22 protein-coding genes and 1 pseudogene are annotated in these 22,441 nt (G+C 39.3%); 15 read left to right on the forward strand and 8 right to left on the reverse strand.

What is annotated here, in order from left to right; genetic code table 11:
* The first annotated feature begins 8 nt into the window (after window positions 1–8).
* The 8 genes from AB9N12_RS03395 (at window position 9) to AB9N12_RS03430 (ending at window position 2,900) form a co-directional block, all read left to right on the forward strand.
* Window positions 9–461 (forward strand): JAB domain-containing protein, encoded by a 453-nt coding sequence (locus tag AB9N12_RS03395; RefSeq protein ID WP_369889678.1) that lies wholly within the window; start codon window positions 9–11, stop codon window positions 459–461.
* Between the two features lie 15 nt (window positions 462–476).
* Entirely contained in the window at window positions 477–677 is a 201-nt protein-coding gene (locus tag AB9N12_RS03400) for a hypothetical protein (RefSeq protein ID WP_369889680.1), read from the forward strand.
* Between the two features lie 107 nt (window positions 678–784).
* Window positions 785–1,021 (forward strand): DUF4160 domain-containing protein, encoded by a 237-nt coding sequence (locus tag AB9N12_RS03405; protein ID WP_369889682.1) that lies wholly within the window; start codon window positions 785–787, stop codon window positions 1,019–1,021.
* Window positions 1,022–1,037: 16 nt separating this feature from the next.
* Complete coding sequence (locus tag AB9N12_RS03410; RefSeq protein WP_369889684.1) at window positions 1,038–1,454, forward strand: DUF2442 domain-containing protein; 417 nt, start codon at window positions 1,038–1,040, stop codon at window positions 1,452–1,454.
* Between the two features lie 113 nt (window positions 1,455–1,567).
* Window positions 1,568–1,954 (forward strand): HEPN domain-containing protein, encoded by a 387-nt coding sequence (locus AB9N12_RS03415; protein ID WP_369889686.1) that lies wholly within the window; start codon window positions 1,568–1,570, stop codon window positions 1,952–1,954.
* Window positions 1,933–2,229 (forward strand): nucleotidyltransferase domain-containing protein, encoded by a 297-nt coding sequence (locus AB9N12_RS03420; RefSeq protein WP_369889687.1) that lies wholly within the window; start codon window positions 1,933–1,935, stop codon window positions 2,227–2,229. Before AB9N12_RS03415 ends, AB9N12_RS03420 begins: the two co-directional genes overlap by 22 nt.
* Before the next feature lie 117 nt (window positions 2,230–2,346).
* Window positions 2,347–2,637 carry a type II toxin-antitoxin system Phd/YefM family antitoxin gene (locus AB9N12_RS03425; RefSeq protein ID WP_369889689.1) on the forward strand — a complete coding sequence of 97 codons (291 nt, stop codon included), beginning with the start codon at window positions 2,347–2,349 and terminating at the stop codon, window positions 2,635–2,637.
* Window positions 2,625–2,900, forward strand: a complete 276-nt coding sequence (locus tag AB9N12_RS03430; protein WP_369889691.1) for a Txe/YoeB family addiction module toxin — start codon at window positions 2,625–2,627, stop codon at window positions 2,898–2,900. The genes AB9N12_RS03425 and AB9N12_RS03430 overlap by 13 nt, the downstream gene beginning before the upstream one ends.
* A gap of 567 nt (window positions 2,901–3,467) precedes the next feature.
* Here the strand turns inward: AB9N12_RS03430 and AB9N12_RS03435 are convergent.
* The gene (locus tag AB9N12_RS03435) at window positions 3,468–4,058 is read right to left on the reverse strand and encodes a hypothetical protein (protein ID WP_369889693.1); all 591 of its coding nucleotides are present in this window, start codon (window positions 4,056–4,058) and stop codon (window positions 3,468–3,470) included.
* 303 nt (window positions 4,059–4,361) lie between these two features.
* On the opposite strand from AB9N12_RS03435, the gene AB9N12_RS03440 reads away from it, so the two are divergent.
* The 7 genes from AB9N12_RS03440 (at window position 4,362) to AB9N12_RS03470 (ending at window position 10,259) form a co-directional block, all read left to right on the forward strand.
* Complete coding sequence (locus tag AB9N12_RS03440; protein WP_369889696.1) at window positions 4,362–4,616, forward strand: hypothetical protein; 255 nt, start codon at window positions 4,362–4,364, stop codon at window positions 4,614–4,616.
* A 118-nt stretch (window positions 4,617–4,734) separates the two neighbouring features.
* The gene (locus tag AB9N12_RS03445; RefSeq protein ID WP_369889698.1) at window positions 4,735–5,043 is read left to right on the forward strand and encodes a hypothetical protein; all 309 of its coding nucleotides are present in this window, start codon (window positions 4,735–4,737) and stop codon (window positions 5,041–5,043) included.
* Entirely contained in the window at window positions 5,030–5,857 is an 828-nt protein-coding gene (locus AB9N12_RS03450; protein ID WP_369889699.1) for a DUF4595 domain-containing protein, read from the forward strand. The genes AB9N12_RS03445 and AB9N12_RS03450 overlap by 14 nt, the downstream gene beginning before the upstream one ends.
* A gap of 296 nt (window positions 5,858–6,153) precedes the next feature.
* The gene (locus tag AB9N12_RS03455; RefSeq protein WP_369889701.1) at window positions 6,154–7,299 is read left to right on the forward strand and encodes a leucine-rich repeat domain-containing protein; all 1,146 of its coding nucleotides are present in this window, start codon (window positions 6,154–6,156) and stop codon (window positions 7,297–7,299) included.
* A gap of 3 nt (window positions 7,300–7,302) precedes the next feature.
* Entirely contained in the window at window positions 7,303–7,770 is a 468-nt protein-coding gene (locus AB9N12_RS03460; RefSeq protein ID WP_369889703.1) for a hypothetical protein, read from the forward strand.
* Window positions 7,771–8,475: 705 nt separating this feature from the next.
* Window positions 8,476–9,696 carry an S-adenosylmethionine:tRNA ribosyltransferase-isomerase gene (locus tag AB9N12_RS03465; RefSeq protein ID WP_369889705.1) on the forward strand — a complete coding sequence of 407 codons (1,221 nt, stop codon included), beginning with the start codon at window positions 8,476–8,478 and terminating at the stop codon, window positions 9,694–9,696.
* 44 nt (window positions 9,697–9,740) lie between these two features.
* Window positions 9,741–10,259 carry an NUDIX domain-containing protein gene (locus AB9N12_RS03470; RefSeq protein WP_369889706.1) on the forward strand — a complete coding sequence of 173 codons (519 nt, stop codon included), beginning with the start codon at window positions 9,741–9,743 and terminating at the stop codon, window positions 10,257–10,259.
* A gap of 16 nt (window positions 10,260–10,275) precedes the next feature.
* On the opposite strand, the gene AB9N12_RS03475 is transcribed toward AB9N12_RS03470, so the two are convergent.
* The 7 genes and pseudogenes from AB9N12_RS03475 to AB9N12_RS03505 all read right to left on the reverse strand — a co-directional run bounded on the left by AB9N12_RS03475 (window position 10,276) and on the right by AB9N12_RS03505 (window position 22,436).
* Window positions 10,276–12,222 (reverse strand): glycoside hydrolase family 97 protein, encoded by a 1,947-nt coding sequence (locus tag AB9N12_RS03475; protein WP_369889708.1) that lies wholly within the window; start codon window positions 12,220–12,222, stop codon window positions 10,276–10,278.
* A gap of 53 nt (window positions 12,223–12,275) precedes the next feature.
* Window positions 12,276–13,223: a glycoside hydrolase family 43 protein gene (locus AB9N12_RS03480; protein ID WP_369892794.1), complete on the reverse strand. Its 948-nt coding sequence runs from the start codon at window positions 13,221–13,223 to the stop codon at window positions 12,276–12,278.
* Window positions 13,203–15,533: pseudogene (locus AB9N12_RS03485) on the reverse strand (GH92 family glycosyl hydrolase); the annotation flags it as partial. The pseudogene AB9N12_RS03485 and the gene AB9N12_RS03480, both read right to left, overlap by 21 nt.
* 11 nt (window positions 15,534–15,544) lie before the next feature.
* Complete coding sequence (locus tag AB9N12_RS03490) at window positions 15,545–16,339, reverse strand: basic secretory family protein (protein WP_369889710.1); 795 nt, start codon at window positions 16,337–16,339, stop codon at window positions 15,545–15,547.
* A gap of 12 nt (window positions 16,340–16,351) precedes the next feature.
* A complete protein-coding gene (locus AB9N12_RS03495; RefSeq protein ID WP_369889711.1) occupies window positions 16,352–18,694 on the reverse strand; it encodes a GH92 family glycosyl hydrolase in 2,343 nt (780 codons plus the stop codon).
* 12 nt (window positions 18,695–18,706) lie between these two features.
* Window positions 18,707–20,983 (reverse strand): GH92 family glycosyl hydrolase, encoded by a 2,277-nt coding sequence (locus AB9N12_RS03500; protein WP_369889712.1) that lies wholly within the window; start codon window positions 20,981–20,983, stop codon window positions 18,707–18,709.
* A 208-nt stretch (window positions 20,984–21,191) separates the two neighbouring features.
* Complete coding sequence (locus AB9N12_RS03505; protein WP_369889714.1) at window positions 21,192–22,436, reverse strand: hypothetical protein; 1,245 nt, start codon at window positions 22,434–22,436, stop codon at window positions 21,192–21,194.
* Between the last annotated feature and the right edge of the window lie 5 nt (window positions 22,437–22,441).

Raw genomic sequence — 22,441 nt, forward strand, 5'->3', positions numbered from 1 at the left:
TAATACAGATGAATACAGATTATAAAGTCGCAGAAGTGGAACTTAGCTATAAGAACAGGGTTCCAAAGAAAGACAGGAAACAGGTACTTGATTCATATACTGCCTACAAAGTCCTGATAGGAAGCTTTTCAGATGGTACGATAGATTACAGGGAGACGTTCAAAGTCCTTTACCTGAACCATAATTGCCAAGTCCTTGGGTGTTCCACAGTTTCAGAAGGTGGGATAACCAGCACCATGGCAGATGTCAGACTGATTTTGCAAGGCGCGTTGCTGACCAATGCGACCGCAATGATATTGGCGCACAACCATCCGAGCGGCAACCTAAAACCGAGCAAGGAGGACGACACGCTGACCAAAAAGATTGTGGATGCCGCGAAGTTGCTGGATATAACAGTGACAGACCATATCATCCTGACAAGTGAGGACTTTTACAGTTACAACGATGAGGGGAGAATCTAATACCTTATTATATATATGGAAACGAACTATTTGATACTGCTTGATTATTCCGTAGGTGAAATAATCAAGATTAGATTGACAGAACAAGAGAAGGCAGAATCCGAAAGCTATGAAGATTTCGAGGAATTTATCCGCACATTGGAGAAGAAATACGGTTTCCGATTATCTGACTGCTCTTGGATGAGTTGCGAGGTCTTAAGTGAACGAAGTTATTAAACAATAAGGAGGGGGCACCGAAATGTCCTTTCCTTAAATAACTCTATATAAATTTTGAGGTCTCATTTTTTAGACCTATATTTGTGTTACATTAAAAAAGAATAAACATGCCAACAATATTAGTGATATTTGGATTACGTTTCTATTTCTTTGCCAATGAACATTTACCTATCCACGTTCATTTGGAAAATGCAGATGGTTTGGCAAAGATAGCATTGGAACCCGAAATAAAATTGGTAGAAAACAATGGCATCAAGCCCAAAGACATCAAAAGGGCTATGAGCATTGTTGAACAGTATAGAGAAGAATTTATTGAGAAGTGGAAAGAATTTCACGGTGAATAACTTAAAACAAAAGATTATGGCTAAGATTGAAAAACTTTGGTTTGATTCTGATAGAATCTGGATTACAACAGACGAAGGACAGACGCTTAGTCGCCCTTTGGAAGCTTTTCCTACCTTGAAGGACGCTACGGACACGCAACGTTCAACTTTTAAGATTGGACGTTTTGGAAATACCATCCGGTGGGAAGAAATAGACGAGGATATTCACATCAGTAGTTTCTATGATACGGAAGAACCGGACTATGATAATGAAATAGCAAGAATATTCCGCAGATTTCCGCAACTGAATGTTTCGGAAGTAGCAAAAAGCATGGGAATCCATAAAAGTTTGCTTTACAAATATATCTATGGAATGAAACGACCGAGTGAACAAAGGAAAGCACAAATCAAAGAATCGCTTCATTTATTGGGACAAGAATTAATGGCAGTCTAATAATACATTTAATAAGAGAAAGGATATCTATCCAGTCAGGTGTCCTCTCGTTACAGTATTAAATATTGCAATTATGAAAAGAATAATTACCTTTGTAAAAAATATGTTTGAAAATGAATGATAAAGTTACATATTGGATAGAAATGTCAGATTATGACTTGGAAACCGCAGATGCAATGTTGGTTACGGGTCGCTATCTGTATGTTGGCTTTATGTGCCATCAAACTATTGAAAAGATTCTGAAAGCATATTGGAGTAATTGTTTGGAAGAGGTTCCATTAAAAATTCATTCATTATCAAGATTGGCTGAAAAAACGGGAATCGACCAAGAATTATCAGAAGAACAGTTTGATTTTATTGATAGACTTGAGCCATTAAATATAGAAGCTCGTTACCCATCATACAAGGAGCGACTAATGAAAAGTCTATCTAAAGAATATTGCCAACAACTTCTTAAAGAAACAAATGAGTTACAACAATGGATAAAGAACAAGCTATAAACCTCGCAAAAAAATACAAGGAAATGGTGGCTGAAAAGTTGCCATTAAAAGCTTTATATCTTTACGGCTCTTACAGCAAGGGGAATTATAGAGAGGATAGCGATATTGATATAGCTGTCGTTGTTGACCATTTGAACGATAACTATTTTGAAGATACTCCGCTATTGTGGCAATTAAGACGCAAGATAAGCAACCTCATTGAACCGGTCTTATTAACAGAGGATATGAATAATCCGCTTTATTGCGATATTACAAAAACAGGAATACTTATTTAATCAGTTACTAATCAAGAGAAAGGACATCCATTCAGTCAGGTGTCCTCTTTTAACTAATAATATTTGTAGGTACGCGAATAAGTACATATATTTGTAACTGAATAAAAAGGAAGTAATATGAGAACAGCCAATTACACAGATTTCAGAGCCAATTTAAAAGGTTATATGGATGCCGTGATTGATGATTGCGATACAGTTATTATCAACCGTGGCAATGACAAAGGTGTGGTATTGATTTCTTTGGAAGAATACAATTCATTAAAGGAAACAGAATACATCATGTCTTCTCCCGAAACAATGGAAGCTATCCGTAAAGGTGACGAAGATATTAAGAACGGCAATTTCATTTCCCAAAATGAGGGTGAAAGCATCGAGGATTTCTTGGAACGCATATCATGTACAGAATAACATTATCAGGACAGGCGCAAAAGGAATATCGCTTTTTCTGCCAATGCGGAAACAAAGCTGTTCTTAACAAGATTAAAGATTTGCTGAATGACATCGCGGAGCATCCATATACAGGAATAGGAAAACCGGAACCGTTAAAATATGCTTTGGCAGGAAAATGGTCAAGAAGAATCAATTCGGAACACCGTTTGATATATTCCGTGAATGAGGATATCATTACGGTTTATGTGTTCTCCATGAAATACCATTATCCCAAGAAATAACATTTATCATTTATAAGAGAAAGGGCATCTATTCAGTCAGGTGTCCTTTTTTAATATCCAAACATTCGGATTTATGAGTAGAATTATAGAACATATAAGAGGATTAGTCAAGCTGATAGAACTGTTTAATCATAGTTCCATTACTAAAAGATACTTGGGGAGAAGAACTGTTAAATACTTATGACTGTCTAACTTTCTAATCAGTTGGAAAGGGACAAAGTTTAAGATTTCTGTTGTTATCATACCATTTTCAGAAATAAAGAACTTTGTCCCGTTCTCTAATATACAGCAATTATCAAAAATTGCAATGTAAGAAAAACTAAAAATAATGGTTATATATAAATATGATAGGGCATAGTTCCAAGCAAAACAGATGGCGATAATGTAGCTAGTTCCGCATTGAAGCGAGCGTAAGAAAAATATCCTTCTAAATAGTCGTTATAATGCTTATAGGTTATCGTCTTATATACCCTCCCCCAATTTTTATACCGCTATAAAGTTACGAAGAAAAGATACTGATGACTTAGTTAGAATACAAACCTATATACCTTCTTATATATATCTTAATTACTTCTTTAGTCTGATTTGAGTGTCAATAAAATACAAGTCTTTGTCAATACCATACAGCACATTGTTAGGGACAACGTCAAACACTTCATATTGGTCGTTATGAAATTCGTCTATACAATCCATTTTAAAGCCAAGAGCTTCCATATATTCAGCAATTTCATCTTCTGTTGCTTCCCGTTCTGCTAATATATAGGGCTGTATGAGAACTGCACTGAACTCTTGGCGGCTGTTATAAGAGAAGCCAATCATCTGATAGGGCACATTACTAAAGAACCTATTGTGCGCGGTAATGCGAATAAAGAAGTTCTCCAAATCATCCCCTGCGTACTCAAAGTTGTTCAGCTTGATAACAGACACATTACTGTCATGGAACACTTCATTCTCACCGCCCTTATCCATGTAGGTAATGTTGAGGTGTGATAAGTCAATCCATAAATTGTTGACATTAGCAAATTCTATCAATTCTTTAATTTGCCTTCCCTTATAGCCCTCTGTTGGTTCAACTTCTCCTGTTGTTTCTTTACTTCTTCTGATGATACAGGCTGCTTGCTCCAAGAGATTATCGATTGGCGGGTACGCTCTATCCATTGCTTGTGAAATTCATTAATATATTCCATAATTCATATAATCATGAGTGTATGCAAATGTAGTCAATCTATTTGAATCTGACAATATAAAGGTGTATTAGTGTACTACCTTTTAATAAGATAAGCCTTATTGCCCTCAAATCTGAATTATGAAATTTTATTGTGGAATATTTGCAGATTATAAACAAATAATATATATCTTTGTGCAGATAGTTATAAAAGGTGGTATGATACAAGTTCCCACACCTTATTTTTTATTAACTGCTTTCTCCGGGGAATTGGGAAAGCACAAAGCATAGTTATTATGGAGAACAATAAAATGAACATTTTAGTAGAATTTGAACTTAGTGGAGAACCTGTCAGTTTGCCTTATTACACATCTGGCAATTTTGAAAATGGGGATGAGGAATCTGCTTTAACAGCTGTATGTACAGTGCTTCAACATAGAAAACAGAAAGCAGGCTGCGTTGTCATTCACAACTTAAAAATTCATTATAATGGTCAACTGGTGTTTGAAAAGTCTGAATACTGCATACCTAACTACACTCCTGCATTATAGTTTTAGAAGTCAAAAAGAGGAAGATATATTACTTGTTGCTATAATAGGTGTAATTCTCCCACCTCATTTTTACAATCCGCTTTCTTTGGAGAATTTGGGAAGCATAAAATATAAATTCATGAATAAAACGCAGATACAAGAGTACTACTATCAACTGTCCGAAGACACACAACTCTGTCTGTATGTTGACAAAGACGAATGGAAAGATTCTTTTATTGCCATACAACGCTATGATATAGTTTATATACTTCGTGGTGAATCCGTATATCGAGCAGACGAAAGTCCTGTTAGAAGTGTTATCGCAAATCTGAAGACTAAAGAAGATTTCGAAATTTCCAATCTTACAAAAATTCAATCAAACAAAGTTAACCCTGATTTCAAAAAACTCATTAAAAATTTTATCGATAAGAAAAATGAAAGTATTTAGATTAATTGGAATGGCGTTATTAGCCTTGTGTATGAACTTTGCTTCTTGCAGCAATGATGATGATGAAAACAATGCCGGAGGTACTGTTGTATCAGGCAAATTATTGCTTAGAATGACAACGACAGATAGTGGTAATAGACCTTTTCAATTTAACTATAATGAAAAGAGACAATTAACTTCTATACCTGTCACTCCTTGGGATGAAAAACTGGATATTGAATGGTTAAATTCAAAAGTCTTGGCAAAAACGGTAAGGACAAGCGACAACTCTTCTTTGGAAGAAGCGTATTTTACAATTGACAAAGAGAAGGGAGTTGTAACCCATACAGACGTAATGTGGGTGGGCGACTACAGGGGGCTTCAGACAACTACTTTAACTTATGACAAAGATAATCATTTAATAAAAACAAGTGGTGCACACAAATGTACATGGTCGTGGGAAAATGGGAATGTTGTTAAATTCACTCTTTATAGCAACGATGGAGTTACAATAGACCACACATGCACTTTTACTTACCACACAGATAAGGAGAATAAACATCCAGTTATGGATATTGAGTGGGTAGGGTTTTACTATACCAGTACTACTGAAATGGCAGACAAATTATTCGTAGTTCATCCCTACCTTTTAGGAACACCTAACAAAAACTTGCTGAAAAGCGTAACTAGGACTGACTACTGCCACAATCCCAAACGGGAATGGACAACTAGTTTTACTTATGAATTTGATAGTGACGGCTATCCTATCAAAGTTATACGTAATAGTGATGATAGTAAATATGGTAATGAGACTTACACTCTGATGTGGGATTAATCAAATTTCTCTTCTATTAACAACAAAAAGCCAACCTGCCCAATTGAAGTATGCACCTCAAACAAATGGATAAGTTGCTTTTCAAATTCTAAACAAATATCTATTAAAGTAACGTGCAAAAAGAAATTGCCACACTTGGACAAACAATTGACTTATTAATGAACGATTCCAGCTAAAAGTAAAGCAGTTTTTTTTAAGTTACTAAACAATAATATTTGAAAATTATAGAAACAACTTAAAATCAAACAGAAATGAAAACATTCAGATTAATCGGAATGGCTTTAATAACCATTCTTATGTGCATTACAGCTTGCAGTGATGACGATGATGATGACGAACCGGAAACCACAACGCAGCAAGCACTTATAAAAACTGTGACGCTAAAAGCTGCCGGAACCTTAGAGAATCTGCTTGGAGACCAATATCTCGAAATCGAAACATTGAAAATTATCGGTCCTTTGAATAGTGATGATATTCGTATTATTAGAGAAATGGGAGGTAGTGATTATGAAGGTCTTCCTACTTATGGCAAATTATCTTACTTGGATTTGTCTGAAGCTTCGATAGTAGAAGGAGGGGAGTATTATTATCACGATTTTGATAAGCAGTATTATTTTACTTCCAATGATAAAATAGGGAACTATATGTTTCGCAGTTGTTATCAATTAAAAACTATCACGCTACCTAATAGTGTGACGACTATTGGATATGCTGCTTTCTCGGAATGTACAGGATTGACAAGCATTACCATTCCGAATAGTGTTACTACTATTGGAAGTTATGCTTTCTATGATTGCACTGGATTGACAAGCGTTACTATTGGTAGCGGTGTTACTACTATTGGAAGTTATGCTTTCTATGATTGCACTGGATTGACAAGCGTTACTATTGGTAGCGGTGTGAATACTATTGAAGAGAGTGCTTTCAGGAATTGCAGAGGATTGACAAGCATTACCATTCCGAATAGTGTAACGACTATTGGAAGTTATGCTTTCGAGTATTGCACTGGATTGACAAGCGTTACTATTGGTAGCGGTGTGAATACTATTGAAGAGAGTGCTTTCAGGAATTGCAGAGGATTGACAAGCATTACTATTGGTAATAGTGTCACTACTATTGGAAGTTATGCTTTCGAGTATTGCACTGGATTGACAAGCGTTACTATTGGTAGCGGTGTGAATACTATTGGAGATTATGCTTTTGGGGATTGCACAGGATTAACAAGCATTACTATTGGTAATAGTGTCACTACTATTGGATATGATGCTTTCCGGGATTGCACGATTAAAAATTGCCATATTTACGCCACAACACCTCCTAATACATACCAGTCTTTTAGTACTGTTTATGCTGAATCAACGCTATATGTTCCAAAAGGATATGCAGAAGCTTATAAAGATTGGTTTAGTTACTTTTATAATATTGTAGAAATGGAGGAATAACAAATGAAAAAATTAGATTATACATTTCCAATAGAAAAGAGAGGAATATTACCGCCAGATGAGGAACATTTTTTTTATTACGATATTATGCGCAATACGGAAAATAACAATCAGAATATTTATAACTGGAACAGTGATATTCAAAAATTCTTGGATAATAAGGGAGTGATTGTAGATACAAAAGAAACTCTTCCTGATAAAGCTATGAAAGATGAATTGTATTTTATTATAGAAAAGAAGGATAAAGAGAACAAAGCTGCCGCATTTTTTAATCATCTGCGAAATGCTTTCGCTCATTTCCGAATTGTACATGTAGGTGAATATTTAAGAATAGAAGACGGACGCTGGGATACTAAAAACAAATGTTTGGAAAGAACCATGATAGGACAGATTAAATATGAAGATTTAAAAGAGCTATGTTTTTTATTCTTTCAGCAAGAAGATAAGTTCATAGAGGAAAACAATATTTAAAGCTGTTACTCTATTAACAACAAAAAGCCAGCCTATCCATTTGAATTTACCATTTCAAACAACGGATAAGTTGGCTTTTTCTGTTCCGGTATTAACGCTTTCCCTTTTTGAACTTCATGGCTGGATTAGGGCTAAGTCCATACACACTTTTAGGAAAATAAGTCCGGAGAAATTCTTCACTTAAACTATAAGTGGGATGCGTTTTCATATAACCCTTTGTGTCTTTTTTCATCAAATCTTTCATAGCTATAAAATTTTAAGTTTCACATATACAAGAATATACAAAAAATAGGAATAGTACAACTGAATTGAACGATACTTGCTACATGATAAGTGGGGATAAAATAATCTCTGAATATTGAGTGATTAGAAAGCTTCTATATACTGGAATATATAGTAAGTTGAATCGTAGAGATAAATGATAGCCCAACAATCTACTAGACAATAATAATTTTGATAATTACACAGATTATCGCTATCTTTGTGGCGGTAATAATAAGTTTAATGGATTGACTATTCAAAGTCAACCATAAAGTCAACCATAAGAAAAGGGAAGATAGCCATCCTACTGATAACCAAGATTATAATGACTTTAATAATAAAAGTCTGGGGGGCGTGTGGTCGCTGGTTCGAATCCAGTCACCCCGACTGGTGAAAGAGGTTGGAAGCCGGATGGATTCTAACCTCTTTTTATTATAGAAAACAATGAAAGAAGATCCTAAACATATCCATATCAGTGAATACAGTTATCCTCTTCCGGATGAACGTATTGCAAAATACCCGTTGCCTACCCGTGACCAGTCCAAACTCCTAATATATCGTCGTGGAGAAGTAAGTGAAGATATTTTCACCTCTTTACCGGAGTATCTTCCGCAAGGCAGTCTGATGATATTCAATAATACGAAAGTCATTCAAGCACGTCTTCACTTCCGGAAAGAAACAGGAGCACTGATTGAAGTATTCTGCCTCGAACCTATTCAGCCGAATGATTATGTATTAAACTTCCAACAGACAGAACATACCGCCTGGCTTTGTATGATTGGCAACCTGAAAAAATGGAAAGATGGAGAATTAAAGCGAGAGATGACAGTCAAAGGACTTACGATCACATTAACCGCCGCCAAAGGAGAAAGCAGAGGAACCAGTCACTGGGTAAATTTCTCATGGGATAATCCGGAAGTAACATTTGCCGATATTCTTGAAGTATTTGGAGAACTTCCTATCCCTCCTTACTTAAACCGGAATACGGAAGAAAGTGATAAGGAAACTTATCAGACTGTTTACTCTAAAATTAAAGGTTCGGTAGCTGCACCTACGGCCGGTTTACATTTCACCCCGCGAGTGTTGGATGCACTACAGAAAAAAGACATCGATCTTGAAGAGTTAACATTACATGTAGGAGCCGGAACATTCAAACCTGTAAAAAGTGAAGAGATCGAAGGTCATGAAATGCATACAGAATATATGTCGGTCAATCGGAGCACGATAAAAAAATTAATAGACCATGACGGTTGTGCCATTGCCGTAGGAACTACTTCTGTACGCACTCTCGAAAGCTTATATCACATTGGGGTTATTTTAGCAGATCATCCGGATGCTACGGAAGAAGAACTGCACATCAAACAGTGGCAGCCCTATGAGAAATACGATCAGATTCCTCCTGTAGTTGCCCTGCAAAAGATATTGGGTTATCTCGATAGAAATGGTCTCGAAACTCTCCATACGAGCACACAAATTATTATAGCTCCTGGATATCAGTACAAGATAGTAAAAGCGATGATTACTAACTTTCATCAGCCACAAAGTACCCTGTTATTATTAGTTTCAGCTTTTGTTAAAGGAAACTGGCGTACGATTTATGATTATGCTTTATCACATGATTTTCGATTCCTAAGCTATGGAGATTCCTCCTTATTAATACCATAATATATACATCCAATAGAATCGTTCTAGTTCACTAAAAAAGTACCATGTTAAGCGATAATAATCAAGAGATGTTTCCTGTCGTAGACGAACAAGGAAATATCACCGGGGCAGCCACTCGTGGGGGATGTCATAGCGGTAGCAAACTACTTCACCCGGTAGTCCATCTTCATATTTTCAATACCCGTGGAGAGTTGTATTTGCAGAAACGTCCGGAATGGAAAGACATCCAACCTGGGAAATGGGATACAGCCGTAGGCGGGCATATAGACTTGGGCGAAAGCGTAGGAATCGCTCTAAAGAGAGAAGCCCGTGAAGAATTAGGTATCACGGACTTTACTCCTGAACTACTTACCAATTATGTTTTCGAATCCGAACGTGAAAAAGAACTTGTCTTTGTTCACAAAACAGTTTACGATAGAGAAATCCATCCCAGTGAAGAACTTGACGGAGGACGATTCTGGACTATCGAGGAAATAAAAGAGAATTTAGGAAAAGGACTTTTTACTCCCAATTTCGAAAGCGAATTGCAGAAAGTCTCTCTCATACCTTCTCTATCCAAGTAAGTTAGAAAATATCCTGTCATTCAATAACAGCTGCAAACCCTCCATTTCTAACCATCTTTATAGGTAACTGCTCTCCGGCTTTCACCTGCGATGACTTGCAACGATAATCCATCGCCTGACGTCCTGCGTTGATACCATCCTCAAAAGACGTCATCTGATAAGAACGACCTTTATTCAGGAAATCCAACTTTATGGTAAACTCACGTTCCTTCTCGCTATTGTTAGTCATTCCTCCTATAAACCACTTATTGCCTTTCCGTTTTGCTACAATGACATATTCGCCCACTTTAGCTTCCAGTGGCACAGTCTCATCCCACGTCACAGGAACCTGCGTGATGAAACGGGTACAATCTTCATTACGATAATAAAGAGTCGGATTATCCGCCAACATCTGCAGACCGCTTTCAAAGACCACAAATAATGCCAACTGATAAGCACGTGTTCCGATACTGGCAGCATTAGGGCGCTCTGCTCTATATACATTAGGCTGCATACTAATCATCGCTCCGGGAGTATAATCCATCGGACCGACAGCATTACGCATAAACGGTAAATACAGACTATTATCAGGATAACACCCTCCCATTTGTTCCATACCACGTACTCCTTCGTAGGACAGCACATTCGGGTATTTATATTCCAATCCGGCGGGTTTGAAAGAACCATGAAAATCAACAAACAAATGATACTTGGCTGCTTCCCGGGCTACCCGTTCGTAATAGTTGACCATCCACTGATCGCTTCTGTCCATAAAATCAATCTTAAGTCCTTTTACTCCCCATTCACTGAAAGTCTTGAATAGATCAAAATTGTTTTCTACAGTCAACCATGTCAACCAAAGCACAATCCCTACATTTTTTTCTTTGCCATAACGAATCAACTCGTGTAAGTCTACTTTGGGATTAGGCGTATAAGGATCACGTGTACTTTTAGCCCAGCCTTCATCCATAATGATATATGGAATACTGAATTTAGAAGCAAAATCAATATAATACTTATAAGTATCCAAGTTATAACCGGAAACAAAATTCACATCCGGTCCGTAAGGAGAAGCATCATTCCACCATTCCCAGCTCACCTGTCCCGGTTTAATCCATGAAACATCCTGAAGTTGGTTCTTTTCAGCCAGTTTATAAGTCATTGTGTTTTCAAGCAACTGCTTATCATTTTTACTTATCACAAAGTAACGCCAAGGATAGTTTCTCGCACCTTTTGTTTTAGCAATGTAATCAGCTTCTTGAGTAATCTTCACGCTACGGTCACTGCTCTCGGCAAACGCAAGCGGAGCTTTAGGAAAAACAGAGATTGCTCCGTTTGTACCCGTTCCTTTGAGAAACATGCATGGATAATCAGACAAATCCGACTCACTGATTAATATTTTATAGTCTTTGCGTGTATCAATCAATGCCGGCAAAACAGCTATCCGTTCTTCAGGCTTCCACATATTACTTTGAACATGTGTGTAAGGTTCTTCATAAGCAGTGTGGAATCCTCCCGGTTGTTGCAAATGAAGCAAATAATCCGACGGAAAGTTAATAGCAAACTCTTCGTCCATTACTTCAACATCACCTTTTTGTGAGGTTATAAACCGGTAAGCAACCCCATCGTCAAAAGCGCGGAATTCTACTGAATAGCCTTTGAAAGTCAGTAGCAATTGATTATAACGATTAGTAATCTCCGAATACTTCAAAGGAACAACAGGGGTCAACCGTTCATCGACACTCATACGCTTCTGACGACGCAACTTAGGGTTCTGTCCCAACACTTGATTTTTCAGGACCAACAGAAGAGAGTTGTCTTTCAACAATACATCTCCGTTATAATCTATACTGTAATAAATTTTATCCGAGAGCTTTAATGACACTTTCAGCTCTCCATTGGGAGAAGCTAACTCTAACCGGTTCTGCGCATGAAGAAATGATACTAAACACAAACACACAATTAACAGGATATACCTTCTCATGATTCAGATTTTTAATTAATAATCGTTTTATATTGGCAAATATAATAAAAACATCACTCCGTACTATCAAACGGGTTGGGTAATACTCCTTCAAAAGTCATTTCCACTGGTTTGATATATCCGTTCTCATCAAAATACATCCGGTCGATGCAAGTTTCACGACTATTGGCTGCTGTTTCACTTAACGGACGACGATGATAAACAATATACCATTCATCTTCTCCGGCTCCTTTTATCACCGAATGATGTCCTGCTCCGGTAGCTACCGAAAGGTCCTGCTTCAGGATTTTACCAACTCTTTTGAATGGACCAAAAGGAGAATCTGAAATGGAATATGCTACACTATAGTTCGGGAGTCCCCAGCCACCTTCCGACCACATAAAATAATATTTCCCATTACGTTTCAACATGAATGGTCCTTCCACATAGTTTTCCGGGGTAACTTCCTTATACATTGTTCCGTCCTCAAAAGGAACAATACTCAATAAATCAGGAGCCATTTTCACCATATTACAATGTCCCCAGCCACCATAATACATGTAATATTGCCCGTCATCATCCTTAAATACAAACTGATCAATAGGTTGAGCTCCATGAACTATCTTATTAATCAACGGTTTACCCAAAGCATCCTTAAAAGGTCCGGCAGGACTATCTGATGTAGCTACACCAATCCCTCCTATTTCATCATTATTCTGGATATCATTCGCTCCGAAAAACAGATAATACTTATCGTTCGCAAAAAGCACCGCCGGTGCCCAAAGGGCACGACGAAGCCAACTAATATTCTCTTTTGATACTACTTTCGGATGCTTTGTCCAATTCACCAAGTCTTTAGACGAAAAAGCATCCATAAAGGTTTGCTCATCATAAGGCGCCGAATACGTAGGATAAATCCAATATTCATCTCCAAACACGACTCCTTCCGGATCGGCATACCAACCTTTAAAAACAGGATTACCACTCTTTTTCTTCTCTGAAAGAGTTGCCTGATATTTCATTGTCTTTTCAGGCAACGACAAAGAAGGGGCTACCGCTTCATCCGATACCGCACGTTTATAATTCGGTTTACTGCTCATGACAAAACGTAGTTTCACACCATCACGTATATCCTCATATTTCAAATAAGATTTGTCATACTTCTTGCCATTCACATACAACTCCTTTACATACACATTCTTCGGCGACCAATTATCTGCTACCATTTCAATCACCTTTCCATTACTCATCCGAACAGTTATTGCCTCAACGCAAGGAGAACCGATGTTATACATATTGCTTGAAGGAGCCACCGGGTAAAAGCCAATGCAATTGAACATATACCAAGCCGACATCTGTCCGCAATCGTCATTACCACTTAATGCATCCGGAGTATCGCCATAGAAACGTTCAGCAATCGTCCGTACCCACTTCTGACACTTCCAAGGTTCTTTCAAGTAATTATAAAGATACGCTACATGATGGCAAGGTTCATTTCCGTGCCAATAAGCTCCAATACGTCCTTGAATATCATGTGCTCCCGGAATGTCATCCGGCAACTCTACTGTAAACAGTTCATCCAACCGGTTGCGGAACCAGTCTTCGCCAACTTCGTTCATATATCCTTGTACATCTTGTGGCACATACCAAGTATATTGTACAGTAAAGCCTTCCGTAATATCCCCCCATCCATTTACAGAACCGGGTCCCTGATAAGCTACCGGTGTAAATGGTGTACGCCAGTTGCCCCGACTATCCTTGCCACGCATATACTTCGTTTCCGGATCAATCAAAGTCTGATAAGAGAGTGCACGATTCAAAAAATAACGATAATCCTCCTCTTTCCCCAAAGCCTTGGCAGCCTGTGCCATGCAATAATCATCATACGCATATTCCAAAGTTTTAGATACTGATTCCGCCTCTTTATCGAAAGGCACATATCCCATCATACGATATTCCGGCAAACAGTCATAATTCGGATTCATCGCTGTGGTCTTCATTGCCTCATACGCACGTTCGTAATCGAACCCTTTCACCCCCTTCACAATCATATCAGCCAATACAGAAACGGCATGATAGCCAATCATACACCAAGTTTCATTTCCATAAAACGACCAGACAGGCAGCATTTTTTCTACACTTTTATCATAATGAGCCAGCATGGAATTAGCAATATCGGCATTTACTTCCTGCTGTACCAGATTGAACCAGGGATGCAAAGCCCGATAGGTATCCCAAAGAGAGAATACCGTATAATTAGTAAACCCTTCGGCTTTCTCTATGTTTTTATCTAATCCGCGAAACTGTCCGTCTGCATCCTGAAAGATAAACGGATGCAAAGCCGCATGATAAGCCGACGTATAGAATGTTCTTTTCGTTTTACGATCGGCAGTAAGCTTATATTTTCCAAGTTCTTTTTCCCATAGCGCTTCTCCTTTGGCCTTCAGATCATCGAAAGTGAGTCCGGCAAGTTCCGCCATATTATTCTTAGCCCCATTTGTACTGACCGATGAAATAGCTGTTTTTACAATCACTTCCTCTCCGGCTTTCGTATCAAAAGAGAGACAAGCCATCAGATTCTTGCCCCAAGCCTCATAACAACTACGAAACCGGGAGGTATTGTAAATCACCGGCTTCTTATTCTGCATAAAGCGCACGCCGGTCAACTTTTTAGAGAAAGTAGCCGTAAAATAGATATGCCGTTCCGGTCCCCAGCCTTTTACCAATTTATATCCGGTAATGGTAGAATCATTTTCCATGCGTAGATTCGCCCATTCGCAAGATTGCCACAACGTATGATTCATATCGATCATAATAAAAGCTTTATCCGATTGAGGATAGGTGAAGCGAAACATTCCACTACGTACCCCCGAGGTCATTTCAGCCTTTACTCCATAATCAGAAAGCTCCACTGCATAATAATTAGGTGATGCCCACTCCTTTTCATGAGAATAACGTGAACGATATCCCTTTTCCGGCTCCTCACCTGTCCCCGGCTCCAATTTCATCTCTCCTGTTCCGGGAATAAACAAAAAGTCTCCCAAATCAGGTATACCGGTCCCGCTTAAATGAGTCAGACTGAATCCTAACAAGGTGGAATGATTATATTTATAACCAGAGGCCGCATCATAGTACTTACTATCAGTATCCGGACTCATCTGGATTCCCCCGAAAGGAATCTGCGCCCCCGGATACACATTACCATAACCATCTGTTCCTACAAATGGATTCACATAGTCAATCAGTTTCCCGGTTTGAGCCATGCCCGGCAACATACTCACCAGACACGACCAAACCAAAAACAATCTTTTTTTACCCAATCTACTGAACATCTTTATTCTTATTACGCCTGTATATCCCCTACTGCAACTTGATATTCATGCCACAGTTCATCAATATTGTATTCATTCCCTAAAACATGTTTGATAGCACCATCAAACGACCAAGGTACCACCTCCAACGTACTGCGATTGAACTTACGCAGGAATTCAGGATCTTTGTTATCACGCAGCCAGACAAAGAAATAACCCGCCGTACGATATCCATCCATATAATTTCCACCTTTCGGACGGGCATTGGGACCATCGAAACCACCGTTTGCCACACGTACAGCATCGGCCATACCTTCAATAAAAGCCCAGAACACACGGTTAGTTCCATAAGAACCAATTCCCTGCGGCTCCAGCTGATAGGCATGTGTCAGTTCGTGCAGCAATACTCCGCGCGTCTCGAAAAACAACTTTGCCGTATCATTCTTCGCAAATGACTTCTCAATATGCCGCGTACTATAGAAGATCGTAACATCACCATTACCACCGCCTTTAGCAGAAACGCCTTCAATATCTTCCAACGTATAATGTATCTTATTCACTGTCGGGATACTATCAGCCGGAGAATTATAAAGAGTAGCCAAAACCTCACGTGCCTGGGCTTTGATATACGATTCCGCATCGGGAATAATCCGGTGATAAATATCCGATCCTTTCGTTTCCGGTGCTTTGTCCTCAAACTGGATAGTACCCACATTATATTTTCCCCATGCGTCCGTCACAACTTCAGACTGCTTCTTTGAAGTTGCCGAACAAGCTCCCATAGCAATAAGCATACAGGTTACATAAATCAAGTTTTTCTTTTTCATATTTTTATTTTATTATTTACTTATTCCATCGGTTAACGAGTAAGGTTTGTCTTCTTTTGCCAAACCACGATGCTTGTTGGGCGATGCAGACATCTTAAACTCCCATACTCCACCTTTTAATATATCCTCATGTGTAATGTACATCTTATCATATACCGTCCCGTTCAGTTTCAGAGATTGTACATAACGTTTCTTGTCACTGACGCCCGGTGCTTTGATTTCCAATGTATTTCCATTGGGAAGCTTCAGCTTCAAATAAGGCAAATACGGGGCTCCCAATACATACTCGTCCGTTCCGGGACAAACCGGATAGAAGCCCATTACGGAGAAAAGATACCAGGCAGACATCTGTCCGCAATCATCGTTGCCCCCCAATCCATTGATGTCATTACGATACATTTTATTCAAAATTTCACGCAGCCAGTACTGCGTTTTCCAAGGTTCAGAGGTCCATGCATAAAGGTAAGGAACATGATGGCTCGGTTCATTACCATGCACATATCCGCCAACCAAGCATTCTTCCGTTATATCTTCATTGTGCTCATAATACTTTTCCGGCAGATGCATGGAGAACAGCTTATCCAGTTTGTCAACAAACACTCTTTCCCCTCCCATCAGGTCCATCAGCCCCAAGACGTCATGCGGCACATGGAAAGAAAAGTTCCAGGAATTTCCCTCAATGAACCCCTCACCATAAGTCTGCAACACATCAAACTCCTTCTTAAATGAACCGTCACTACATCGGGGATGGGCAAAACCCATTGTCGTGTCATAAATATTACGGTAGTTCAAAGCACGTTTCCGATACGTTTCGGCAATCTCTTTCTTTCCGGATTTGATGGCAGTTTGATAAATAGTCCAATCATCATACGCATATTCCAGTGTAGACGAAGCTGCCGTACCACTTTTATCTAGCGGGATATATCCCAGTTTCATATAGTCTGCCATTCCTTCATAATAAGGTACGGTAGAAGTACTGACCATTGCATCCAAAGCTTCGTCTACATTCGAAAATATTCCTTTAGTAAAGGCATCCGCCAACACCGATACGGCATGGTAGCCACTCATACACCAGTTTTCATTACCCATCAGACTCCAAACAGGTAGCATCCCGTGCACACTTTGCTGTTCATGCTTAATCATGGATTCCACCATATCTGCACTGCGTTCCGGCTTCACCAGATTCAGGAACGGATGTTCCGCACGGTAAGTATCCCACAGTGAAAATATGGTGTAATTAGTGAAATCTTTTACCTGATGAATATTGTGATCCACCCCACGATAAGAGCCATCCACATCCATATAGATCGATGGATTAATCATCGTATGATAAAGCGAAGTGTAGAACATCGCTTTCTGGTCCTCTGTTCCTTCTACTTCAAAAAGATCCAGTTCATTGTTCCAATCCGTTCGGGCTGCCTCCGCCAGTTCTTCAAAGCTTTTTCCGGAAGCTTCGGCATGTAAATTCTTGATAGCTCCTTCGGCACTGACAGCCGACAGTGCCACCTTTACAACCAATTCGGATTCTTTGGCTATATCGAAATTCAAGTAAACCACAATCTTACGTCCTGTAATCTCCGGAAAGTTCTTTTCCATATTGAAACGACGCCAAAAGCCATTATAACGTACTTCTTCTTTATCCTTATACCCATATTCCCTTATAGGTTGTGAAAGAGAAATTGCGAAATAAGTATAGTTCGTTCTTGCCCATCCGTTTGTTATGCGATAGCCCGTAAGTAAGGTATCATTTTCAACCCTCAGGTTTGCCCATAATACCTTACCATCATAGTTATAGATACCATGTACCAGATCCAGAATCAGATGACCGTCTTTTCCTTTCGGGAAAGTATATTTATGCACACCTACACGTTGCGTTGCGGTCAACTGTGCCTTAATGCCGTAATCATCCAGCATCACTTCGTAATATCCGGGGGTAGCTTTTTCCGTGGCATGATTAAAACGGGAACGGTACCCTTCACCCGGATAATCCGCCCTGCCGGGATTCAGTTTCAGTTCACCGATGGCAGGCATCAGTAAAATATCTCCCAAGTCAGAATGACCGGTTCCACTAAGATGCGTATGACTAAAACCCACAATTGTCTTATCCCGATATTGATAACCGGCACAATACTCATAAGCATTTTTCTGATAGGCCCCGTTTACATTATGTGGAATTGTGTCTGTGTCCGGACTCAACTGTACCCATCCGAAAGGCGTGCAAGCACCGGGAAAGGTATGTCCCATTCCATTAGTACCGATTATCGGATTCACATAATCCACCGGCTGTTGAGCCATGGCGAACGATACTGTAACCGCCGCCATAGCTATAATCCCTAATCCCTTCTTTATACCCATATTCTGTTAGTTTTAGTCACGAGAGAAAGAATACGGATAATCTGATTCATTCACTCCTCTTTCCATATTAGGTTTGTTATCCATATTAAATAGTAGCCGCCCACCTTTTAATAAATCAAAATGGTTCAAATAGTTCTTCGTATAATTCTTTCCATTATAGCTTAATGAACGGATATAACGATTTTCATCACTATTCTTGGGAGCAGAGATTTCCAGCTTCTTTCCATTTTCCAATGTAATAGTTGCCTTCTTAAAACAGGGAGTTCCCACCACATATTCATTGCTGCCCGGACATACCGGATAGAGGCCTAATGCCGTAAAGACATACCAAGCAGAAGTTTGTCCGTTATCCTCATCACCGCAATAACCATCGGGAGTAGCAAAATACAGGCGGTTCATCACCTCACGCAACCAGTATTGTGCTTTCCAAGGTTCGCCGGCATAATTATACAAATAAATCATGTGTTGGATAGGCTGGTTACCATGCGCGTAATTCCCCATGTTGGCAATTTCCATTTCGCGGATTTCATGGATTACCCCACCGTAGTAACTATCATCGAATACCGGCGGAAGACTGAATACGGAATCAAGCATACTGACAAACATCTTCTTACCCCCCATCAAGTCGATCAATCCCTGTACATCATGGAATACCGACCAAGTATAGTGCCAGCTATTCCCTTCAGTAAATGCATCACCCCATTTGAAAGGATTGAAAGGTTTCTGAAATGTACCATCGGCATTCTTTCCACGCATCAGTTTCGTTTCCGGATCAAACAGGTTGCGATAGTTCTGACTTCTTTTTTTATAAACTTCCAGTTCCTCGGCAGGACGTCCCAGCTTCTCTCCCATACGGTAGATACACCAGTCATCATACGCATATTCCAATGTACGGGCTGCGTTCTCATTGATTTTTACATCATAAGGCACATACCCCAGTTTATTGTAATATTCATACCCACGACGTCCGGTAGTAGAAACCCGTGGATGCACGCTATTGGCTCCTGTCAACAGTCCTTCATACATTTTTTCGGCATCTGCTTTAGTGATATTCTTCATAAAAGCGTCCGCCACTACCGAAGCAGAGTTATTGCCAATCATACATCCTCTATGTCCCGGACTTGCCCATTCCGGAAAGAAGCCACTTTCAAGATAAGTATTCAACAAGCCTTCTTGCATTTTCTCTCCCATGGAAGGATATACCAGATTAACAAATGGGAACAAGCAACGGAAAGTATCCCAAAATCCGGTATCTGTAAACAGATAACCCAAACGGACTTCACCGTTATAAGGGCTATAGTGCACAGTCTCACCTTTGCCATTTACCTCGTAAAACATACGGGGGAAAAGTACGGAACGATACAAACAAGAATAGAAGGTACGCATACGGTTCTCATCGCTATCCTCTATCTTGATACGCCCTAACACATCATTCCAGACTTTGCGTCCGGCTTCTTTTGTCTGTTCGAAAGTCTTATTGCCTATTTCTTTCAGGTTCAGTTCCGCCTGCTCCGGACTTATAAAAGAAGAAGCCACTTTGGCATGTACCTGCTCACCTTTTTTCGTTGCAAAACCGATGGCTGCACCTACATGATTGGATTGTAATTCCAAGTGTTTTTCCACCAGATGATAATCTGCCCAAACTTTATTGAACGTGAAGGGTTTATCAAACTCTATTACAAAGTAATTCTTGAAGTTTTGAGGAACACCACCACTGTTGCGTGTCGTATAACCGATGATTTTATTTTCTTCGGGAATCACTTTCACGTAAGAACCGCGATCGAAAGCATCAATGACAACATAAGCATCCTTCGTTTCGGGAAAAGTAAAACGAAAATAAGCACAACGTTCTGTCGGAGCAATTTCCGTTGTCACGTTATATTCTGACAGATATACGCTATAATAATAAGGAGTTGCCTTCTCTGCCTTATGCGAGAACCAACAGGCACGCTGTTCCTGGTCAATCTTTAATCGTCCGGTCATCGGCATGATGGAGAACTGACCGTAGTCATTGATCCAGGGGCTGGGCTGGTGAGTTTGTTTGAAGCCTCTGATTTTGTCAGAATCATAAGTATATGCCCAGCCATCCCCCATTTTACCGGTTTGCGGCATCCAGAAGTTCATACCCCACGGCAGTGCGATAGCGGGGTATGTATTCCCATTGGATAACGAAATCTTAGAATCGGTTCCCATTAAGGGATTCACATAATCTACCGGAGTTTTTTGCGCAAACGCGGAAGCGCCCAACAAAAGCGCAAGAGAGAGAGAAAAAAAATTCTTTCTGTTCATAGTTTATAAGTTAAGTTATTTAAAACTTAGTTATTCAGAGTACATCGTGTCACAAATAAGGGCCGTATAATAGGATAGTAATTAACACATATACAAAAAAGTATGGTCAAATAGAGGACAACGAGAGTACACGGTTAATTTACAAAGAATGGGCAAGAAAGCCAAGCTTTCCTTGTGTCTTCCTGCCCAATCTGCAAACTAATACTAACTATTTTATCCTAAACCATTGGCCTGTTACCGGGCTAACAAAGTATGTATAGCCTTCATTATCTGAGAGTAAGCAAAGACCTTTTTCTGATTTACAAAGATTCAAGAATTTTCCATAGTCACGTTCCACAAGTGCATAATCATTCGGATTGTTGTTCCAACCGAACAAATCGAAAGGATCTGCCAACTTTATGAAAATACGTCCAGTTTCATTATCTGCAGTGATGGTAGGTTGGAAAGTAATATAAGAGCCCATGCCATTCCACGGACATGCAATAATATTTCTCGGAGAACGATCGTCAAATTCCACATCCGCATGGAATATCCCTCGTAAATCTGCATGGATATTATCCCTATCCACTTTATTCGTTTTCCAATTAGAAGTATAAGTATTCAACCAATCCACACCGTTGCGCAATGCAAAATTAGAAGAATGAAAATCTTCAGAAATGCTAACATCAGAATTACTTGTGCTCAAAATCTTGTCTGCATAGCGATAATTGATTGACTGAATAGTAAACGGAGAATCCGTAACAGCCATCACCATATACTCGTCGCCTGTCATATCAAGAGAAACAGCACATGTTTTATTCTGTACTTTCCCATCTTGGAACCAAGTAAATTCAACATTCCATTCATCAGCATCATTCCAAGTAAAAGCATATTGAGCAATAAATGCCTCCGAAGAGTTACGTAACAATCCATTAGACAATTGTTCTTTCAGCACTTTTACAGACTGTGCTTTATTATATGCAAGAATAGCCGAACGCTTTTCCTCTTTCGCCTGTTGCAACTGAGTGGCAGTAATGGCAGTCAACACCATTTCTTCTCCGTATGTACTTCCTGTTGCTTCAATATTCCGATCAGAAAAAGAAGAAATTCGCCAAATCTGTTCTGAGGTTTCAGTCAAGAATTGCAAAGCACCAGAATTATCCAAATCCAATGTAATGATGTCCTCGCCCTGAAAATCGAGATGATATACTGATGACACCTCATTCTCAAAAATAGTCTTATCCGTATTAGAGATTACGGTGTTATCGTCAGCAAATTCAAAATAGAACTTCTTACCTTGATAAGTCATTTCCCATCCATCAGCAGCACAAAGAATCTTTTTTAGTTCTGACGGCCGTAAACGGTCTTCACTCATATTACCTTCGTTCTCCCATTCTTTCCAGGGTTCTGTCATGCCACAACTATAAAGAGCAAAGCAGCACAACGAATACATTATATAAATTAATTTTTTCATACTAT

The sequence above is a fragment of the Bacteroides sp. AN502(2024) genome, from assembly GCF_041227145.1.
GTDB lineage: Bacteria > Bacteroidota > Bacteroidia > Bacteroidales > Bacteroidaceae > Bacteroides.

Excerpts from the sequence above, each read along its gene's own strand:
- AB9N12_RS03395 (WP_369889678.1), top strand. The coding sequence starts at position 9 with ATGAATACAGATTATAAAGTCGCAGAAGTGGAACTTAGCTATAAGAAC.
- AB9N12_RS03400 (WP_369889680.1), top strand. The coding sequence starts at position 477 with ATGGAAACGAACTATTTGATACTGCTTGATTATTCCGTAGGTGAAATA.
- AB9N12_RS03405 (WP_369889682.1), top strand. The coding sequence starts at position 785 with ATGCCAACAATATTAGTGATATTTGGATTACGTTTCTATTTCTTTGCC.
- AB9N12_RS03410 (WP_369889684.1), top strand. The coding sequence starts at position 1,038 with ATGGCTAAGATTGAAAAACTTTGGTTTGATTCTGATAGAATCTGGATT.
- AB9N12_RS03415 (WP_369889686.1), top strand. The coding sequence starts at position 1,568 with ATGAATGATAAAGTTACATATTGGATAGAAATGTCAGATTATGACTTG.
- AB9N12_RS03420 (WP_369889687.1), top strand. The coding sequence starts at position 1,933 with ATGGATAAAGAACAAGCTATAAACCTCGCAAAAAAATACAAGGAAATG.
- AB9N12_RS03425 (WP_369889689.1), top strand. The coding sequence starts at position 2,347 with ATGAGAACAGCCAATTACACAGATTTCAGAGCCAATTTAAAAGGTTAT.
- AB9N12_RS03430 (WP_369889691.1), top strand. The coding sequence starts at position 2,625 with ATGTACAGAATAACATTATCAGGACAGGCGCAAAAGGAATATCGCTTT.
- AB9N12_RS03435 (WP_369889693.1), bottom strand. The coding sequence starts at position 4,058 with ATGGATAGAGCGTACCCGCCAATCGATAATCTCTTGGAGCAAGCAGCC.
- AB9N12_RS03440 (WP_369889696.1), top strand. The coding sequence starts at position 4,362 with ATGGAGAACAATAAAATGAACATTTTAGTAGAATTTGAACTTAGTGGA.
- AB9N12_RS03445 (WP_369889698.1), top strand. The coding sequence starts at position 4,735 with ATGAATAAAACGCAGATACAAGAGTACTACTATCAACTGTCCGAAGAC.
- AB9N12_RS03450 (WP_369889699.1), top strand. The coding sequence starts at position 5,030 with ATGAAAGTATTTAGATTAATTGGAATGGCGTTATTAGCCTTGTGTATG.
- AB9N12_RS03455 (WP_369889701.1), top strand. The coding sequence starts at position 6,154 with ATGTGCATTACAGCTTGCAGTGATGACGATGATGATGACGAACCGGAA.
- AB9N12_RS03460 (WP_369889703.1), top strand. The coding sequence starts at position 7,303 with ATGAAAAAATTAGATTATACATTTCCAATAGAAAAGAGAGGAATATTA.
- AB9N12_RS03465 (WP_369889705.1), top strand. The coding sequence starts at position 8,476 with ATGAAAGAAGATCCTAAACATATCCATATCAGTGAATACAGTTATCCT.
- AB9N12_RS03470 (WP_369889706.1), top strand. The coding sequence starts at position 9,741 with ATGTTAAGCGATAATAATCAAGAGATGTTTCCTGTCGTAGACGAACAA.
- AB9N12_RS03475 (WP_369889708.1), bottom strand. The coding sequence starts at position 12,222 with ATGAGAAGGTATATCCTGTTAATTGTGTGTTTGTGTTTAGTATCATTT.
- AB9N12_RS03480 (WP_369892794.1), bottom strand. The coding sequence starts at position 13,223 with ATGAAATATCAGGCAACTCTTTCAGAGAAGAAAAAGAGTGGTAATCCT.
- AB9N12_RS03490 (WP_369889710.1), bottom strand. The coding sequence starts at position 16,339 with ATGAAAAAGAAAAACTTGATTTATGTAACCTGTATGCTTATTGCTATG.
- AB9N12_RS03495 (WP_369889711.1), bottom strand. The coding sequence starts at position 18,694 with ATGGGTATAAAGAAGGGATTAGGGATTATAGCTATGGCGGCGGTTACA.
- AB9N12_RS03500 (WP_369889712.1), bottom strand. The coding sequence starts at position 20,983 with ATGAACAGAAAGAATTTTTTTTCTCTCTCTCTTGCGCTTTTGTTGGGC.
- AB9N12_RS03505 (WP_369889714.1), bottom strand. The coding sequence starts at position 22,436 with ATGAAAAAATTAATTTATATAATGTATTCGTTGTGCTGCTTTGCTCTT.